Source organism: Rossellomorea vietnamensis (assembly GCF_001305855.1).
Taxonomy (GTDB): Bacteria; Bacillota; Bacilli; order Bacillales; family Bacillaceae_B; genus Rossellomorea; species Rossellomorea vietnamensis_A.
The window spans coordinates 207,971-226,104 of sequence record NZ_LIXZ01000008.1 but is presented as its reverse complement, the minus strand read 5'-3'; the positions used below and the strand labels follow the sequence as shown (position 1 = coordinate 226,104).

Sequence of the window (18,134 nt, the reverse complement as noted above, 5' to 3'; positions counted from 1 at the left end):
TATACATTAAAGGAGGAACTTTAGAATGAGTCTTATCGCAGCAGCAATTGCAGTTGGTTTAGCAGCACTAGGAGCAGGTATTGGTAACGGTCTTATCGTAGGTCGTACAGTAGAAGGAATTGCACGTCAACCCGAATTACGTGGTACTTTACAAACAACAATGTTCATCGGTATCGCACTAGTTGAGGCACTTCCTATCATCGGCGTAGTTATCGCTTTCATCGCACTAGGAAGCTAATAAAACGGACAGGTTGAATGGCGAAGTTCGTCTTGACGATTATCTTCGCCATTCCTATGTACTAGAGAATAGATTCTTTGCAAGAACGGTTCATTTATAAAAAATACGATCCAATCGATTCTTGAAGGGAGTGAATCGAGTATGTTAACTAACGCATTCGTTATAGGTGAGGCAGCAGGTCACGGCGGCCTTAACACAGGGGATATTGTCTTTCAGCTGATCATGTTCCTGGTCCTTATGGCGCTACTTAAGAAATTCGCCTGGGGTCCATTAATGGGAATCATGCAGCAGCGTGAAGACCACATCGCCGGGGAAATCACGGCAGCCGAAAAGAGCCGCACTGAGGCAAACAATATTTTAGAAGAGCAAAAGAAACTTCTGAAAGAAGCTCGTCTTGAAGCTCAAACGATGATTGAAAACTCTAAGAAACAAGGTTCTGAACAACGTGAAGAGATTATCGCAACTGCTCGTCAAGAGGCAGAGAGATTGAAAGAATCTGCAAAGCGCGAAATCGAAACACAAAAAGAACAAGCTGTTGCGGCACTTCAGAAACAGGTTGCATCTTTATCAGTACTTATTGCTTCTAAGGTCATTGAGAAAGAACTTTCTGCTGATGATCAACAGAAGTTAATTAACGATTATATTCAAGAGGTAGGGGAAGAGCGATGAGCTACTCTACAGTTGCAAAACGCTATGCGTTAGCTCTTTTCGAGATTGCCCAGGATCATAATCAGCTTGAAGGAATCGAAGAAGAGCTGCGTACAGTGAGAGCGGTTTTCCTTGAGAACACCGAATTAACGGTTCTCTTTGAAAATCCTAAGCTTACGTTAGATAAGAAGAAGTCATTGATTCAGGAAGCATTCTCTACGGCTTCCCCGTATGTCCTGAACACATTGATGCTGATGACCGACCGTCACCGTACGGGCGAGATCACAGGGATGGTTGAGGCATTCGTCGAATTGACAAACGAAGCACGCGGGATTGCAGATGCGACAGTGTACTCTGTGCGTCCTTTAACAGAAGATGAGCAAACAGCATTGTCGTCTTCTTTTGCAAAAAAAGTCGGAAAACAATCATTAAGAATTACCAATGTGACAGACGAAAATTTACTGGGTGGCATCAAGGTCCAAATCGGGACCCGCATCTATGATGGAAGCCTGCAAGGTAAGTTGACTCGTCTTGAGCGTGAACTAATTCGTTAACTTTCGTATAAATGAGGGGTGAAATTCATGAGCATCAAGGCGGAAGAAATCAGCGCGCTGATAAAAAAGCAAATTGAAAACTATCAGTCTGAGATGAAAGTAAGCGATGTAGGTACAGTTATCCAAATCGGTGACGGTATCGCTCGTGCTCATGGCCTCGACAATGTCATGGCTGGAGAGCTTGTTGAATTTTCTAACGGTGTCATGGGTATGGCACAGAACTTAGAAGAAAACAACGTTGGTATCATCATTCTCGGACCATATACTGACATTCGTGAAGGCGATGAGGTTCGTCGTACTGGACGTATCATGGAAGTACCAGTAGGACAAGAACTAGTTGGTCGTGTAGTAAACTCACTTGGACAACCAGTCGATGGATTAGGTCCAATCGCAACAACAAAAACGCGTCCGATTGAAAGCGGGGCACCTGGTGTTATGGATCGTAAATCCGTACACGAGCCGCTTCAAACGGGTATCAAAGCGATCGATGCACTCGTTCCGATCGGTCGTGGACAACGTGAATTGATCATCGGTGACCGTCAAACAGGTAAAACATCTGTAGCGATCGATGCAATCCTGAACCAAAAAGACCAGGACATGGTATGTATCTACGTTGCCATCGGTCAAAAAGAATCAACAGTACGTAACGCGGTAGAAACATTGCGTAAGCACGGTGCATTGGATTACACAATCGTTGTAACGGCATCCGCTGCTTCACCTGCTCCGATGCTATTCTTAGCACCATACGCAGGTATCACAATGGCTGAAGAATTCATGCACAGCGGCAAGCACGTTCTTGTCGTGTACGATGATCTTTCCAAGCAGGCTTCTGCTTACCGTGAGCTTTCCCTATTATTACGTCGTCCTCCAGGCCGTGAAGCATTCCCTGGTGACGTATTCTACTTGCATTCTCGTCTACTCGAGCGTGCGGCGAAATTGAGTGATGCTAAAGGTGGCGGTTCAATCACGGCATTGCCATTCGTTGAAACACAAGCAGGAGATATCTCCGCTTATATCCCGACAAACGTTATCTCCATCACAGACGGACAGATTTTCTTACAATCTGACCTATTCTTCTCCGGTGTACGTCCGGCGATCAATGCGGGTCTTTCCGTATCACGTGTTGGTGGATCTGCACAAATTAAAGCGATGAAGAAGGTATCCGGTACGCTTCGTCTTGACTTAGCGGCTTACCGTGAGCTTGAAGCATTCGCCCAGTTCGGATCAGATCTTGATAAAGCGACTCAGGCGAAACTGAATCGTGGAGCTCGTACTGTAGAAGTACTGAAGCAGGATCTTAACAAACCACTTAAAGTTGAAAAACAAGTCATGATCTTCTATGCACTGATTAAAGGTCATTTAGATGATATTCCAGTTGTAGATATCCGTCGTTTCGAGTCTGAACTTCTAAGCTGGTTAGATCACAACCATACTGAACTGTTAGACCATATTCGTACGACGAAAGGTCTTCCTGAAGATGATGCAATGAAAACCGCGATCAATGAATTCAAGAAGACGTTCATCAAGTCTGAATAAGGGAATGTAGGGGGAAGGGCAACAAGCCCGGCTCCCTACGTCTGACAATATGTAAAGGGTGGTGAGAACCAGTGGCATCGTTACGCGATATACAAACTCGTATTACTTCTACCAAAAAGACAAGTCAAATCACCAAAGCAATGGAAATGGTATCGGCTTCTAAATTGAATCGTGCGGAGACGAATGCTAAGTCATTCGTGCCTTACATGAATAAAATTTCTGAAGTGGTGACATCCGTTGCAGCGGGCAGTCAAGGTGTGAGGAATCCGATGCTAGTCTCCCGCCCCGTTAAAAGAACCGGGTATCTGGTCATTACATCAGACCGTGGTTTGGCGGGGGCATATAACAGCAGTGTAATCCGTGCTGTTAGCAATCGAATTAAAGAGAGTCACAGCTCAAATGATGAATTTGCCATTATTGCTCTGGGCCGTGTCGGTGCTGATTTCTTCCGTAAAAAAGGCTTTAATGTCCTTGAGTCGGTAACGGGTCTTCCGGATCAACCGAATTTCGCAGACATTAAAGATATCGCAAACAAAGCGGTGGGTATGTTCTCTGCCGAGGCATACGATGAACTGTATATGTTCTACAACCACTACGTAAGTGCGATCCAGCAGGATGTTACGGAGAAAAAAGTGTTACCGTTAACGGATCTGACTCCTTCAGGAAAGCTTGCTTCATATGAATTCGAGCCTTCTGCAGAGGAAATCCTTGAGGTATTGCTTCCTCAATACGCTGAAAGCCTGATTTTCGGGGCTCTCCTTGACGGTAAAGCAAGTGAGCACGCCGCCCGTATGACAGCGATGAGAAATGCAACCGATAATGCAAAAGAAATCATCAGTGACCTTACACTGAAATTTAACCGTGCGCGTCAAGCAGCGATCACTCAGGAAATCACGGAGATCGTCGGCGGGGCTGCGGCACTCGAATAGAACTCTGACGGTTTATAGAACCGTTTATACTTTATAAAGTTTTTGTCAAAAGCTAGTTAGGAGGGAAAGAGATGAACAAAGGACACGTTCTTCAAGTAATGGGTCCAGTTGTTGATGTCAAGTTCGCCAGCGGCCAACTTCCTGATATCTACAACTCTTTAAAGATCCAAATTGCAGATAGAGCTGAACTTACATTAGAGGTTGCCCTTCACCTAGGTGATGATTCTGTACGTACGATCGCAATGGCTTCTACGGACGGTTTACAACGTGGAGCTGACGTACTTGATACAGGAGCACCAATCTCTGTACCAGTAGGCGATGTAACATTAGGTCGTGTATTCAACGTTCTTGGTGAATCAATCGATTTAGACGAGCCTCTTGAAGCAGGTATCCGTCGTGATCCGATTCACAGACAGGCACCTACATTCGATCAACTTTCTACAGAAGTTGAGATTCTTGAAACAGGTATCAAAGTAGTAGACTTACTTGCTCCATATATCAAAGGTGGTAAGATCGGTCTATTCGGTGGTGCCGGTGTAGGTAAAACCGTACTAATCCAGGAGCTTATCAACAACATCGCTCAAGAGCACGGCGGTATCTCTGTATTCGCCGGTGTTGGAGAGCGTACTCGTGAAGGGAATGACCTTTACCACGAGATGAGCGATTCTGGCGTTATCAAGAAAACAGCGATGGTATTCGGACAAATGAACGAGCCGCCTGGTGCACGTATGCGTGTTGCCTTGACGGGTCTTACAATGGCTGAATACTTCCGTGATGAGCAAGGTCAAGACGTACTTCTGTTCATCGATAATATCTTCCGTTTCACACAAGCAGGTTCAGAGGTTTCTGCCTTACTGGGTCGTATGCCATCTGCCGTTGGTTACCAGCCGACACTTGCGACTGAAATGGGTCAACTGCAAGAGCGTATCACGTCAACTAACGTAGGTTCTGTAACATCGATCCAAGCGATCTATGTACCTGCCGATGACTACACGGATCCGGCTCCTGCAACAACTTTCGCTCACCTTGATGCAACAACGAACCTTGAGCGTAAGCTTTCTGAAATGGGTATCTACCCTGCGGTGGATCCATTGGCATCGACTTCCCGTGCTCTTTCTCCTGAGATCGTTGGAGAAGAACACTACAATGTTGCTCGTAACGTTCAACAAACGCTACAGCGCTATAAAGAACTTCAAGATATCATCGCGATCCTTGGTATGGACGAGCTTTCTGATGATGATAAGTTGACGGTACAACGCGCACGTCGTGTACAATTCTTCTTATCTCAAAACTTCCACGTTGCAGAACAGTTCACAGGCCAAAAAGGTTCTTACGTTGAAGTGAAGGACACAGTTAAAGGCTTCGTTGATATTCTTGCCGGTAAATACGACCACATTCCAGAAGATGCATTCCGTCTAGTAGGTCCGATCGAGGACGTACTGGCTGCAGCTAAAGAAATGGGCGTAGAGGTATAATTAGGGACCAGGAGGGAAGAAAATGAAGACATTAAAAGTCAATATTGTCACTCCCGATGGCCCAGTGTACGATTCAGAAGTGGAAATGGTGAGCACGAAAGCTCAAAGCGGTGAGCTTGGAATCTTACCTGGACACATTCCGATGGTTGCTCCACTACAAATCGGTGCGGTTCGCCTGAAAAAAGGTGGCAACACTGAGCTTGTAGCTGTCAGTGGCGGATTCTTAGAAGTACGTCCTGAACAGGTGACAATTCTAGCACAGTCTGCTGAAACAGCAGAAGCTATCGATGTACAACGCGCGAAAGAAGCAAAAGGCCGTGCTGAAGACCGCATGCAGGCACAACAGGACGACGTAGACTTCCGTCGTGCCGAACTCGCTCTGAAGCGTGCCATGAACAGAATTAACGTTTCCGAACGTAACTTCTAATAATGAAGAAACCACCTTTCCTTTTGAAAGGTGGTTTTTTTATGGTAAATGAACAGTCTGGATATGCTGCATATTCAAGTAGATGGAGTCTCCCTTGGCCGTGATCAATTCCATGATGTTATCTGAAACTCTCTCGATCTTGCCTATTAATTCTTCCTGAACACCCAGGTTCAATACGACAAGGTGCCCGCTCAATTTTTCAATTTGAACCTCGATGCTTCTGGCCAGGGTGATGGAGTTTGACGGATTGACCGGAAGATTTTCCTTACTCAAACGGTAGGGTGACAGATTTGTAGAATAAGGGATTAGCCATTTTAAGTGCTGAAGGGAAATGTACATCGTCTTATACACGGGGGAATAGAAGGCGAAGTAGTTGTTCATGATCCCTGTTATATAACCGTGTATCGGCTGATTGCCCGTTGTGTAAATTTCAAGGAAGACCCCCTTGGCCGTGGTCAGGATCTTTCGCAGGGACAATTGATTTTCCTGTTCGAGCTGTGGACTCACCGACGGTTCATCGATCCCGATCGATTCTTTCGTCACAACGGACATGTTTTTAATATGTGAAGTAGAAATATAGATATAATCGTTTCCGTTAAAAACGATGATGATCTCGCTCCCCACCTCGATTAAATATCCATTGATGGTTTTTTTTCCGGTCAGTTCAATGACAACTGCTTCTCCGGTGAATCTAGAATAAACATTTTTCATTCGCTTGTGACTCCTTTCTGATTAGAATAGCCATTCAATCCATAGGTACAAACTGTATAATCCGACCATTAGACCGATCGGGACCACGATGATGGTCACCCGAAGATAGCGGCTCCAGGAAATGTGGATGCCGTGTGTCTTTAAGATGAACATCCAGATCAGGGTGGCGAGTGTTCCTACAGGGGTCAATAAGGCACCGATGTCACTGCCGAGTACATTGGCTAAATAGGCAACTTGCAGTACATGGGGGTCCAGTCCCATTTCCGTGATGGATAAAGTCCCGATCATCACGGCGGGCAGATTGTTAAAGAGATTGGAAATGACGGTAAGGAAGATCCCCATGATCAAACTGGCGTTCAGGGGTTGGCCCACAATGTGATCCCTGAATTGATCTACAATGAAATCACTCAGCCCGACATTCCTGAGTCCGTAAACCAGTACATACATATTAAAGGCGAAAAGCAGGACGTGCCACGGTGTTTTTTTGATAATGTCCACGACGCCTGTTTTCGTTCGGCTATAGCGGAGGAGGATCAAGACAGCAGCCCCGGCGAGTCCGATGATTTCAAGTGATATCCCAAACGGTGTAAGGGCAAAGAAGGCAGCCCTGGTCAGTACGACAATGAACAAACAGGATTTGATCAAAGGCCAGTCGATTTCTCTTTCTTGTTCCTTCGATGATAGGGGGTGGGAGTAGGAATAGGCTTGGGCACCCTTTTCCCATTTGATTGAGACATCCAGGATTTTTTTCGGGATTGATTTGCGGAAGTAGAGGTAGAGCATATAGGCGATGACGAGGATGGCGACCATGGAAGGCACAAACATCATTTGAACGTAGTCCTGGAGACTGAGCCCGACAATTTTCAGGGCAATAAGGTTAGAAATATTACTCACGGCGATCGGGGCACTGGCTGCCGTTGCAATAAGGGCACCTGATAGAAGGTAGGGGATCTTCTGGTGATTCTTGAGTTTGAGCAGGGCAGTCATATGAATGATGATCGGAGTGGTGATGAGGATGCTGCCGTCATTATTAAAAAACATCGTCATCATAAAACATAATGTAATCACATACACATACAGCCGGACACCCGACCCCCTGGATCTGTTGACGATATTCATGGCCACAATGCGAAAGAACCCGATGCTTTCAAGAACAATGGACATCATGATCGTCGATAGAATCGTAAGGGCCGCTCCGCTTACGATGTCGACGATTTTAAACACATCACTGAAGGGAACGATCCCAAGTAAAAGGACAAGGGCCGCCCCGATGGATGTGGGGATGGTTTCGTTGATCCCGAATGGCCGCCATAACATGACAATGATGGTGAGGGAGAAGGTGACCGTCATCAGCCAAAACATACTATCGGGCATGGGATTTCGCCTCATTTAGTACGGAGGAAGGCGGTGCATCCAACTGGTGAAAGAATGGTTGTTTGTCCACCTTTTTAGTGGTGGCGGGTCTCACAAACTGGAAATGAAAAACACTTCCCAATAGTGCAAAATAGATAATCATTAACAAGAAAATTCCTCCTTTCAAATCGCTACAGCATCATATATGAAATAATCCCAGCACCTTCTGTCAGTGAACAATGTCGATCATGGAGGATGCTGAGATTTTTTACGATTAATAAAAGCTCGTTCATTCATATTGACCAACTTCTACTCAAATTCTGCCGTTTTACTTAGCGGAAGAGGATTTTGCCCCTTCAAGTTCATCGTAATAGAAAGCAGGCTGCCGTTTTTTCTTCGTATTTTTTGTGGAGGATTTTGTAGAAGATTGGTTTTTAGAACTTTGCTGGGATGATTTTTGGCTCGAATCGCTCTTGTTGGATGATTCCTGGTTCTTTGAAGAGTCTTGTTTCTGTGAGGAATCGTCTTTACTGGATGAGCTGTCTTGATTATCCGAAGTCGTTTTCTTCGTCCCGTCATAAATGTTCAGAACGGAAGCATGCTTCAGGTACACACGATCTTTCCCCTGGGTCAACACGAGGTGGTCTTCTTCCACTGCTGAAAGGATCCCTGAGTAGGAAGCTTTTCCGGAACCATTGATCGTCACCCAGCTGAGTATGCTTTGGGACAGTACATCGGATATTTTTTCACCTTTCAAGTGATCGTCGATAATAGGCAACGTTTCTACATCCTTGGAATTCTTTGTTACTGCCTGAATTTGTGTAATCGGGTAATACAACGTCTCGTTTTCACTGGAGTAGACGGTCAGATAATCCGTACTGACCTCCGCTAATAGACCTGAGAGCTTCGTTCCGTCATTTAGAATAATATTGATCTGGTAACCTGTTAACCCTTTTAATGAATCGTTGAAATTACTCATTCATACTTTCTCCTTTCGTTATATAGAAGATTATTTCTCTTCTTCCGTTTTCTCTGCTTTTTTCGCCTTTACGCCGTAGCTGATGCTCTTGACATGGAATGCAGCCAGGCGGACAACCTCTTCATTCAATACAAGCGTGACGAATTCATCATTCGAATTCTCAAGAATTCCCTCAAGTTTCTCGGGACCTCCGCGATTGATGCTCACCCACTGATACTTCAAGCTCGTGAGTAAAGCGCTAAATGTGTCTTCCTTCATAAACTCCAAACCTTCTTCTGAAAGCTCCTCCACATTAAACGGTAAACCTGATTTGATGTTTTGGGAGATGCTCTTAACATGAGAAGTGTTGTAGTAAATCACACCATCCTTTTCCGTTAACAGGGCAAAGTGATCGTCCCCACCGTATAGAAGCTTTCCAGTACGAGATTCAGGGCCACCCCGGTTCACCTTGACAATCTTTCCGACTAATGAAGACATTAATTCTTTGTTCATACCTGTTCCCTCCTGTTGTATATAAACATTTTCACTATATGTATATGTGACATGCCATGACATCGTACTACTACAGACGCCCTTTTTGGTGGACTAGTTGGTGATAGGAGGGAAATGGGCAGGGGGGCTGAAATTTAGGCGGGGACAACCCAAACGCGAGAGGGAGCGGGAGCGTAGACTGTAGGAAAGGATAAAAGGAGGATGGGAAAGTGAGTTCAAATAAAGGACAGGGTAAAGGGCAGAAACAGTGCAAAAACTACGGCGAATATCAGTGGATGATGGGTAAAATGGGTCAGCAGGATGCAAAAGGCGGCAAAGAAAAACAAAAGGACAAGGGCAAACAAGCAGAGTGCGGCTGCCAGGGATACTACTACGAATGCATGGAACAAGGCCAAAAAGGTAAAAAGAAGAAGAAAAAGAAAAAATAAATCAATAACCCCCAATCAACACCTCCCCAGTACACATCACACCCAGTGATCAACACCTCAAAAAAACAAAACCACCCATTATAATCCTCTGTAATGGGTGGTTTTGTTGAGGGACGGACCTCTTAAAATAAGCGGAGAATCATGTAGAATGACAGTATTCATCACGTTCAGGGACAAAATCCATCCAGAATTGGGGTGATTTTGAGGGACGGACCTCAGAGGGCAATCCGCAATCAGGTCAGGCCCTCTCCAAATCTGCATGACACTAACAAAAAATCGTCGGGAACAAGGATGGAATTTTACATAGAAGAACTACCATTACGCCCGGAAAAAAGGTCTTGAAACCCCTGAAATCTCACAACGGAACCTAACTTAAATAATTTGTAAAATGCATATGTTATTACTGAATTATGTGGTAAAATGGTCTACGTGTGTCAAATTGATTATTTAAAGGAGTGAGGAGAGTGGTGGAAAGCTTTGGTCAACAAGCCCTTGTCAGCATGCTTGTGCATCTATTTGTATTCGGGATCACGTTTTGGGCATTGCAAGCCATTCAGCTGGACAAACTCCTGAAGAAGAATCGCGTCGCACAAGGGAGACTATTGTATATCCTACTAACGGTCGCAATCGGGTCAGCCGTCAGCCGTTTTTTACTGGATTATTACCTATGGTCTCAGAGCTTACCGGTTTTCTTTGAATAAGTAGAGGTTCTGACAAAAAATAGGTCTTCCTGCATGTTTTCAAGGGACATTGTTTTGAGTAAGATTAATTTTGTGTTCGTCCCTTTGTGAAAAAGTTTCAAAGTGAAACCCTTTTCACAGGACTCGCTTGAAAGCCTCAATAATTGTAAAAAGATGACGACAATTTTCAAGTATGTTCTCCCCCTATTCGGACAGACTTTTAAATAAGGGGAGGAATGAAAAATGGGTCGGTATTTTTACATTATTTTAATCTTTTTGGTTGGATTAGGTTTTCTTCCGGTCATTAATGGGAACAACACTATCGTAGCCAAACATTTATTAGACATTGAAAAGCTTGATCAAGCCATTGTTCATTCTCAAGGTCAGATAACTGAATGGTCTCTATATGCAAGAGAAAACAAAAAAAGCTTCACGAATAAAGGGTTTGCCAAATATAGTACTACTATGCAGGAAAGATTTTCTGATTTTGACTGGGAAACAGAAAAGTCTGCTGAAGGAGTAGTGGTTGTGGGACAACGTCAGACGTCTCACGGGGAAGAAACCATTAAACTGCAGCATACCCCCACAAACGGGCATTCGGTTTCGTACATTATGTATGAAATGCGCGGAAATCAGAAAGCGTTGGGAGAAAAGACGAAGCAGTATATCAAGTCTGAATTTATCCCAAATATGGAAATCATTTTTACTTCTAAACCTATGATTTTCTCTTGTATAAAAGGCGAATTCAATGATAAGCTTGAGAAAGTTTTGTCGAATCAGGCTGTCGAACTAATGTCGAAATTAGACGCAAAAGAACTGGAATCACTTAAAGAAGAAGACTTTTATTCCATTTCAGCTTACTCGGAACAAATGTCACGGACTATACCAACTAAAAATGATGATATGAATATACAACTAGGTCTACGGAAAAGCGGAATGGGCGCTAAGACAACCTTTGTGATTGGCACACCCATCCTAATTATTGAATATTAATATAGAGAAATTGGACGCGGAGGGGAATACTCTTGGAAAAAATTATCGTCCGCGGCGGTCAGCGTTTAAGCGGTACAGTGCAAGTTGAAGGAGCAAAGAATGCCGTTTTACCAGTCATCGCTGCTACATTATTAGCAAGTGAAGGAAAAAGTAAAATTACAAATGTACCACCACTCTCCGATGTATATACGATCAATGAAGTATTACGTCATTTAAATACAGATGTAGAGTTCAACAATGGTGAAGTCATCGTGAATGCATCAAGAGAGTTGTTTATTGAAGCACCATTTGAATATGTGCGTAAAATGCGTGCATCCGTTCTTGTCATGGGATCACTCTTAGGCCGTACGGGTAAAGCGCGTGTCGCTCTTCCTGGTGGCTGTGCGATTGGATCAAGACCAATCGACCAACACTTAAAAGGCTTTGAAGCAATGGGAGCTAAAGTGAAGGTAGGAAATGGTTTCATCGAAGCTGAAGTAGATGGAAGACTGAAAGGTGCCAAGGTGTATCTGGACTTCCCAAGCGTTGGGGCAACAGAAAACATCATGATGGCAGCCGTTCTTGCAGAAGGAACGACTATTCTTGAGAACGTAGCAAAAGAGCCTGAAATCGTCGACTTAGCCAACTTCCTGAACAAAATGGGAGGAAGCGTGGTAGGTGCAGGAACCGGCACGATCCGTATCGAGGGTGTAGACCGTCTTTACGGTGTAGAGCACAGCATCATCCCTGACCGTATCGAAGCAGGAACATTCATGGTGGCTGCTGCGATCACTCAAGGTGATGTCCTTGTAAAGGGTGCAATTCCTGAACATTTATCTTCATTAGTGGCGAAGATGGAAGAGATGGGCGTTACGATCATCGATGAAGAAGAAGGTCTTCGTGTCATCGGACCGGAGAAACTGAAATCCGTCGATATCAAAACGATGCCTCATCCAGGTTTCCCGACAGACATGCAATCTCAAATGATGGCATTGCTTCTGGCTGCTGACGGTACCAGCGTCATCACGGAAACCGTATTTGAAAATCGTTTCATGCATGCGGAAGAATTCCGTCGCATGGGAGCAGACATCAAGATCGAAGGACGCTCTGTCATCATGAACGGACCAACACCTCTTCAAGGAGCAGAAGTCGCTGCAACGGATCTTCGTGCTGCAGCAGCACTTTCCATCGCTGGTCTAGTGGCAGACGGTTATACTCGCGTAACAGAATTAAAGCATTTAGATCGTGGATATGTGAACTTCCATCAGAAGCTTGCAGGCCTTGGAGCCGATATCGAGCGTGTGAAAGAAGAGGAAGAAACTCCTGTTTCTGAGCAGCAAGACATGATTAAGGATGCGTAAATAGATAGTGAAAAAGGTGAGCTCTTTTAGGAGGGCTTGCCTTTTTTGTTTTCAAAAAACCCATCCCCCTGCACGCTCTCAATCCCTACCCTCAAACTCTCCCAATTCACAATCATAATTGCTTGTCCACTACCATACATATGAAAGAGAGTGGAGAAGTGTGCTAGGACATTCTCCTATTTAATCTTTCATTGGAGGCCGCGAACATGAAGCAGTTGAAACCCGTAGTGATCATCTTCTCAATCTTTATCAGCATCATCTTTATTGTACCCACTCTGCTGGTACTCCCATTTTCATCAGATAAGGAAACGGCAAACCTGGACGAAAAGCTGAAAAACACCCCATCCGTGGAAGAACTGGCAGACTCCGTCGAAGTGGCAGTGTATCGATCCAGTCAGGATCTCATCGAGAAGCTCCCCCTTGAGCAGTATGTAGTAGGAGTGGTGGCGGGTGAAATGCCGGCGGATTTTGAAAAAGAAGCGTTGAAAGCGCAGGCCCTTGCGGCAAGGACCTACATGGTGAATCAGCTTATGTCTGAGGATCCTTCTGTGCCGAAGGGGGCCGATGTGACAGATACGGTTTCCCATCAGGTGTATAAAAATCAAAAGGAACTGGCCACCCTATGGGGCTCCGACTATGACTGGAAAATCAAGAAGATTTCAGAAGCGGTTCTTGAAACAAAGGGGAAAGTGCTCACATATGATGATAAGCCGATTACGGCCGCCTTTTTCTCGACAAGCAATGGCTATACAGAAAACTCAGAGGCATATTGGACAGATGATATCCCGTATTTACGGAGTGTAGAGAGTCCTTGGGACAAAGCGTCACCAAAATTTGAAGATCAAAAGATCATCCCGATCAATGAATTCAAACAGAAGCTCGGTGTCACCCTGCCAAAGGACGGGTCGGTGGGAACCATCACATCAAGGACTGAAGGCAAGAGGGTGGCGAAAGTAGAAATCAATGGGAAAGAATTCACCGGACGGGAGATCAGGGATAAATTAGGCCTGAGATCGTCGGACTTCACCTGGTACCTGAAGGATGACCACATCGTCATTGCCACAAAAGGATTCGGCCATGGAGTCGGGATGAGCCAGTACGGGGCAAACGGGATGGCGAAGGAAGGCAAGAATTATAAAGATATCGTGACCCATTATTATAAAGATGTCAAAATAACGGAGTCCAGCAAACTCCTGCAAAAGGTGACAGCACAAAGATAAGAAAAAGGATTGAGTATGGTCATGGCGACCGGACTCAATCCTTTTTTACATAGTTTTCGAACTTCTGCATCGCCTTCGTCAACCTGTGATCGGGGTTTCGGAAATACGTGCGGTTCACGATCCAAAACAGGACAGTGACCCCGATCAAATCCTTGGCGGCATCAATCATCGTAGAAGACCGATACGGAACGAAGGACTGATGGATCTCATCAATAAATCCATAAAAAATGGCTATCAGTGCAACCATGAAATTCAGTGTGAACCGCAGCCTTCCGTGTGCGAGGAGCGCCACGACAAACAATCCATATAATATCCCGAACTCGACCAAGTGAAGGGACTCCTTGATGAACCGGTCCACCCCATCATCAGGGAACCGTATCACAGCATCATCCGGATTGCTCGACATGATCCAGATCAGAATCATATATAGGAAAGGTGCAGCCGTGAGTAAATACTTAAGTAACTTTTTCATGTCGGAACCGTCCTTTCAGTTTACAATATTGTACCACGGGGGACCGGGATTTCGTTATTATCACTCTATCTTTTCGAAGTTTGACACATTTTTTTTTGAGGGAATTCCACAAACTATGCATATTCCTCCCCACTTTGTCGAAACATAAGAAATTAAAATTTTTTTGCCAATGTGTATATATTTTCAGAATTCTGTTCAGAATGATTGCAGAGGTGATGAAAATGAGAGAGGAAGAAAAGAAACACCCTTCTCAAAACTTTTTGAAAAGACGTTGGGCATACCCAGCAATCTATTTAGCAAGTGCAGCAATCATTATCACGGGGATTCTGTGGTACCAGGCAGGAAATGATGTAAACGAGAAAGCCAAGGATTACAGCTATGATGGAGTTCCTACTGACAATGAGTTCAACCAGCCTGCAGAAGAAGTCAATCGTTTATTGGAAAACTTTGTAATGCCTGTTTCAAGCCCTGAAGATACAGTGATCGAAAAACAATTCTACGACACTGAAGCTTCAGCTGAAGAACAGGAAGCTGCCCTAGTCGTGTATGGAAACATGTATTATCCGAACCAAGGAGTCGACATCTCGAAAGATGGGAAAGAATTCGATGTTCTGGCTGCCATGAGCGGTACAGTCACAAAGGTTCAGGAAGATTCCTTACTTGGTAACACGATTGAAATCGAGCACAGCAAAGGCATCGTGACTCGTTATCAATCAGTGAAAGATTTTGAAGTCGCGGTTGGAGATGTAGTCGATCAAGGACAAGCCATTGCGAAAGCAGGAAAGAGCTTATTCAACGAAGAAGCCGGTGTTCACGTACACTTTGAAATCCGTAAAGCAGATGTAGCCGTGAATCCAATGGAATACTTCAATAAGTCTCTTGCCACTCTTCAAGAAGCACAGCTTGAAGACAAGAAAGTTTCAGGTGAAGAGCCGGATGCAGAAGCTGCTGAAGAAAATGCCGTAGAAGACCAAGCCAGCGAAAACAAAGCTACTGAGGACAAAGCTACGGAAGAAAAAGACGCAGCTGAAGAAAACAAGTCAACTGAAGAAAAGCAGGACCAGGCCAAGCCGAAACAAGAAAGCAAAGACAACGCTGACGTAAAAGACGAAGAGTAACACCTATAAATGAGGGCTGACCGGATTACCGGTCAGTCTTTTTGCTTGTCCAAAAAAATTTCCTTGGAAATTCGACAGCTGGGAAGTTTTACTGGAAAAGTATTTCCATAATTATTCTGTGACCGACCCAATGCATAATCTTTAATATTCTTATTTCAGTAAAATGAAGACTACCAGCGTGTCGCAGGGTTGTCGTTTTTTGTTTATTGACCAGGCTTTTTCCAGTAAAGATAATGATGTCATGAATAAAAATTTCAGAAAATTAAGAATTAAACGGAGGTGAAACGTTGACCTACTTCATGCTATTTTTACTCTTCACAGGAGGGTGCATCATCCTTGCCCTGAGGAAAAAGCGGGCATTTTTTCTGACCATACCATTCGTGTCTTTATTCATTTATTTTATCGTTCAGATCGCCATTGTCCCGGTGCCGTTTTTTGAAACAGTGAAATTTATTTTCAGTTTAAAATAATGAGCTTGAAAAGGGGTTACGTACATGAAGAAGATTGATAGAGCGAAAGCAGATCAGTATTTTAAAGAAAAAAATCGATACATGGCCTTGTACTTAGTCATCTGGCTTCTTTCCTCCTTTGGTGTGGTGCTGTTTGCCGAAAGCTTTTCCACCTTCACCATTAACGGATTTCCATTCCATTATTTCATGGGTGCTCAAGGGTCGATCGTCATTTTCATCGTTCTACTTTACGTGAATGCGAAGGTGAGTGACGGAATCGACAAGAAATATGGGCTGGATGAAAAGCGGAATGAGCAGATCAGCTACGGGAAAACGCTGGATCATTAAATCAAATAGAGAAGAACTAGGGGGAAAGAATGAATGGATACTCAGTTTATCGTATCGACGTCTATTATTCTGTTGACGTTTGCGCTTTATATCGGAATTGCTGTTTATAACAAAGCGAAGGCGACATCGGACTTCTATGTAGCCGGACGCGGGGTGCCGCCGATCTTCAACGGGATGGCGATCGGAGCAGACTGGATGAGTGCAGCATCATTCATTGGACTGGCCGGTACTGTCATGATTCTCGGTTATGACGGTCTTGCCTACATCATGGGCTGGACAGGGGGATATTTATTATTGACCTTCCTGCTCGCACCACAGCTCAGGAAGTACGGAAGGTATACGGTGCCGGAATTCATCGGGGACCGGTATAACAGTCATACTGCCCGGGTCATTGCCGCCCTCTGTACGATTATCATCAGTTTCACGTACTCGATCGGTCAGCTGTCGGGATCGGGGGTTGTCATCGGGCGTCTATTTGAAATCGATGCCAAGGTCGGTACGATGATAGGAGTCGTCCTCATTGCCTTTTATGCTGCATTCGGCGGCATGAAGGGGATTACATGGACCCAGGTGGCTCAGTATATCGTATTGATCATTGCCTATTTGATTCCGGTGATTTTCATGTCCCTGCAGATTACAGGGAACCCTGCCCCATGGATTTCCTATGGGGAGCTGGTCGGGAAAATCGGGGAGCTCGACCGGGAGCTCGGGGTGTCGGAATACTTCGCTCCTTTTACAAACGGGACGAAGTGGCAGTTCATGGCCCTCATGTTCACACTGATGGCCGGTACCGCCGGCCTTCCCCACGTCATCGTCCGGTTCTATACCGTTTCCACGATGAAGGCGGCACGCTGGTCAGGTGCGTGGGCCCTCCTTTTTATCGGACTTCTTTATCTATCAGCGCCAGCTTATGCGGCATTCTCCCGTTTTATTTTGATGACAAAAGTGGCGGGAAGCAAAATCAGCGATCTACCTGCCTGGACCACTTCATGGGTCGATACCGGGAAACTGCAGGTTGCCGATGCAAATAGAGACGGGATCCTTCAGTGGAAGGAAATCATCATTTCGAATGATATCGTCGTCATGGCGACACCGGAGATCGCGAACCTTGGCGTATTCGTCATCGGGCTCGTCGCGGCAGGAGCCATGGCAGCCGCGTTATCGACGGCCGGTGGATTGATGATCGCCATTTCGTCTTCTTTTGCACATGATATTTACTACCGGGTATTCAAACCACATGCGACAGAGCGGAACCGCCTGGCGGTAGCTCGCTTGTCGATCGTGGTGGCTACTATCCTCGCGGGTGTGGTGGCATTGAATCCTCCAGGGGTCATCACCCAGATCGTCGCCTGGGCCTTCGCGTTGGCGTCAGGCACGTTCTTCCCGGCTCTCTTACTCGGAGTCTGGTGGAAGCGCTCCAACGCCCAGGGGGTGATCGCAGGGATGCTTGTGGGGCTGGGTGTGACCCTGACTTACATCTTCTTGGCGCGATCAGGTGTGACCCTGTTCGGAATCATTGATACAGGAGCGGGTGTGTTCGGGGCGGTATCAGCGGCCATTGCCAATATCGTCGTGTCTCTCATGACGAAAGCACCTTCACAGAAGATCCAGGAAGAAGTAATGGATCTCCGATATCCGGAACAGATGACCTTCAAGGACGGGGAAGTCTGGGTGGATGATGAGGTTGATTTTAAAGCATGACGAATCTAAGCCGTAATCAGGGTATGCCCTGTGCGGCTTCTTA

22 protein-coding genes are annotated in these 18,134 nt (G+C 45.2%); 16 read left to right on the top strand and 6 right to left on the bottom strand.

The genetic code is table 11. The features are described 5' to 3' along the window. Positions 1 to 25 precede the first annotated feature (25 nt). From atpE to AM506_RS12695, 7 genes are all read left to right on the top strand, one after another. The gene (atpE, locus tag AM506_RS12725) at positions 26 to 238 is read left to right on the top strand and encodes a F0F1 ATP synthase subunit C (RefSeq protein WP_032086923.1); all 213 of its coding nucleotides are present in this window, start codon (positions 26 to 28) and stop codon (positions 236 to 238) included. A 141-nt stretch (positions 239 to 379) separates the two neighbouring features. Next, positions 380 to 907: a F0F1 ATP synthase subunit B gene (atpF, locus tag AM506_RS12720; protein WP_034765158.1), complete on the top strand. Its 528-nt coding sequence runs from the start codon at positions 380 to 382 to the stop codon at positions 905 to 907. Next, entirely contained in the window at positions 904 to 1,440 is a 537-nt protein-coding gene (locus AM506_RS12715) for a F0F1 ATP synthase subunit delta (protein ID WP_060672863.1), read from the top strand. The genes atpF and AM506_RS12715 overlap by 4 nt, the downstream gene beginning before the upstream one ends. Positions 1,441 to 1,467: 27 nt before the next feature. Beyond that, the gene (atpA, locus tag AM506_RS12710; protein WP_034765162.1) at positions 1,468 to 2,976 is read left to right on the top strand and encodes a F0F1 ATP synthase subunit alpha; all 1,509 of its coding nucleotides are present in this window, start codon (positions 1,468 to 1,470) and stop codon (positions 2,974 to 2,976) included. Positions 2,977 to 3,047: 71 nt separating this feature from the next. Continuing rightward, complete coding sequence (locus AM506_RS12705) at positions 3,048 to 3,905, top strand: F0F1 ATP synthase subunit gamma (RefSeq protein WP_060672862.1); 858 nt, start codon at positions 3,048 to 3,050, stop codon at positions 3,903 to 3,905. Between the two features lie 71 nt (positions 3,906 to 3,976). Then, positions 3,977 to 5,380, top strand: coding sequence for a F0F1 ATP synthase subunit beta (gene atpD, locus AM506_RS12700; RefSeq protein WP_060672861.1), 1,404 nt, complete (start codon positions 3,977 to 3,979; stop codon positions 5,378 to 5,380). 22 nt (positions 5,381 to 5,402) lie between these two features. Next, the gene (locus tag AM506_RS12695) at positions 5,403 to 5,807 is read left to right on the top strand and encodes a F0F1 ATP synthase subunit epsilon (RefSeq protein WP_034765168.1); all 405 of its coding nucleotides are present in this window, start codon (positions 5,403 to 5,405) and stop codon (positions 5,805 to 5,807) included. 39 nt (positions 5,808 to 5,846) lie between these two features. On the opposite strand, the gene AM506_RS12690 is transcribed toward AM506_RS12695, so the two are convergent. The 5 genes from AM506_RS12690 to AM506_RS12675 all read right to left on the bottom strand — a co-directional run bounded on the left by AM506_RS12690 (position 5,847) and on the right by AM506_RS12675 (position 9,342). Further along, positions 5,847 to 6,518 (bottom strand): hypothetical protein, encoded by a 672-nt coding sequence (locus tag AM506_RS12690; protein WP_060672860.1) that lies wholly within the window; start codon positions 6,516 to 6,518, stop codon positions 5,847 to 5,849. 21 nt (positions 6,519 to 6,539) lie between these two features. Continuing rightward, positions 6,540 to 7,892: an arsenic transporter gene (locus tag AM506_RS12685; RefSeq protein WP_060672859.1), complete on the bottom strand. Its 1,353-nt coding sequence runs from the start codon at positions 7,890 to 7,892 to the stop codon at positions 6,540 to 6,542. Next, the gene (locus AM506_RS22795) at positions 7,882 to 8,040 is read right to left on the bottom strand and encodes a hypothetical protein (RefSeq protein ID WP_160316878.1); all 159 of its coding nucleotides are present in this window, start codon (positions 8,038 to 8,040) and stop codon (positions 7,882 to 7,884) included. The genes AM506_RS12685 and AM506_RS22795 overlap by 11 nt, the downstream gene beginning before the upstream one ends. Before the next feature lie 159 nt (positions 8,041 to 8,199). Beyond that, positions 8,200 to 8,850, bottom strand: coding sequence for a hypothetical protein (locus AM506_RS12680; RefSeq protein ID WP_060672858.1), 651 nt, complete (start codon positions 8,848 to 8,850; stop codon positions 8,200 to 8,202). A gap of 30 nt (positions 8,851 to 8,880) precedes the next feature. Then, on the bottom strand, positions 8,881 to 9,342 hold the full coding sequence (locus tag AM506_RS12675; RefSeq protein WP_060672857.1) for a hypothetical protein: 462 nt from the start codon (positions 9,340 to 9,342) through the stop codon (positions 8,881 to 8,883). A 209-nt stretch (positions 9,343 to 9,551) separates the two neighbouring features. On the opposite strand from AM506_RS12675, the gene AM506_RS12670 reads away from it, so the two are divergent. From AM506_RS12670 to spoIID, 5 genes are all read left to right on the top strand, one after another. Continuing rightward, positions 9,552 to 9,770, top strand: coding sequence for a hypothetical protein (locus tag AM506_RS12670; protein ID WP_060672856.1), 219 nt, complete (start codon positions 9,552 to 9,554; stop codon positions 9,768 to 9,770). 464 nt (positions 9,771 to 10,234) lie between these two features. Next, complete coding sequence (locus AM506_RS12665; RefSeq protein ID WP_060672855.1) at positions 10,235 to 10,471, top strand: DUF1146 family protein; 237 nt, start codon at positions 10,235 to 10,237, stop codon at positions 10,469 to 10,471. Positions 10,472 to 10,693: 222 nt separating this feature from the next. After that, entirely contained in the window at positions 10,694 to 11,443 is a 750-nt protein-coding gene (locus tag AM506_RS12655; RefSeq protein ID WP_060672853.1) for a YwmB family TATA-box binding protein, read from the top strand. A gap of 32 nt (positions 11,444 to 11,475) precedes the next feature. Continuing rightward, on the top strand, positions 11,476 to 12,783 hold the full coding sequence (murA, locus tag AM506_RS12650) for a UDP-N-acetylglucosamine 1-carboxyvinyltransferase (RefSeq protein WP_060672852.1): 1,308 nt from the start codon (positions 11,476 to 11,478) through the stop codon (positions 12,781 to 12,783). Between the two features lie 206 nt (positions 12,784 to 12,989). Beyond that, positions 12,990 to 14,003, top strand: a complete 1,014-nt coding sequence (gene spoIID, locus AM506_RS12645; protein ID WP_060672851.1) for a stage II sporulation protein D — start codon at positions 12,990 to 12,992, stop codon at positions 14,001 to 14,003. A 34-nt stretch (positions 14,004 to 14,037) separates the two neighbouring features. Here the strand turns inward: spoIID and AM506_RS12640 are convergent, their stop codons facing one another. Next, on the bottom strand, positions 14,038 to 14,475 hold the full coding sequence (locus AM506_RS12640; RefSeq protein WP_060672850.1) for a VanZ family protein: 438 nt from the start codon (positions 14,473 to 14,475) through the stop codon (positions 14,038 to 14,040). Between the two features lie 221 nt (positions 14,476 to 14,696). On the opposite strand from AM506_RS12640, the gene AM506_RS12635 reads away from it, so the two are divergent. The 4 genes from AM506_RS12635 (at position 14,697) to AM506_RS12620 (ending at position 18,091) form a co-directional block, all read left to right on the top strand. Next, positions 14,697 to 15,593: a M23 family metallopeptidase gene (locus AM506_RS12635; protein ID WP_060672849.1), complete on the top strand. Its 897-nt coding sequence runs from the start codon at positions 14,697 to 14,699 to the stop codon at positions 15,591 to 15,593. A 287-nt stretch (positions 15,594 to 15,880) separates the two neighbouring features. Continuing rightward, entirely contained in the window at positions 15,881 to 16,063 is a 183-nt protein-coding gene (locus AM506_RS12630) for a hypothetical protein (RefSeq protein ID WP_060672848.1), read from the top strand. 24 nt (positions 16,064 to 16,087) lie between these two features. Next, the gene (locus AM506_RS12625; RefSeq protein WP_060672847.1) at positions 16,088 to 16,390 is read left to right on the top strand and encodes a DUF4212 domain-containing protein; all 303 of its coding nucleotides are present in this window, start codon (positions 16,088 to 16,090) and stop codon (positions 16,388 to 16,390) included. Between the two features lie 33 nt (positions 16,391 to 16,423). Continuing rightward, positions 16,424 to 18,091 (top strand): sodium:solute symporter family protein, encoded by a 1,668-nt coding sequence (locus AM506_RS12620; RefSeq protein WP_060672846.1) that lies wholly within the window; start codon positions 16,424 to 16,426, stop codon positions 18,089 to 18,091. Positions 18,092 to 18,134 lie beyond the last annotated feature (43 nt).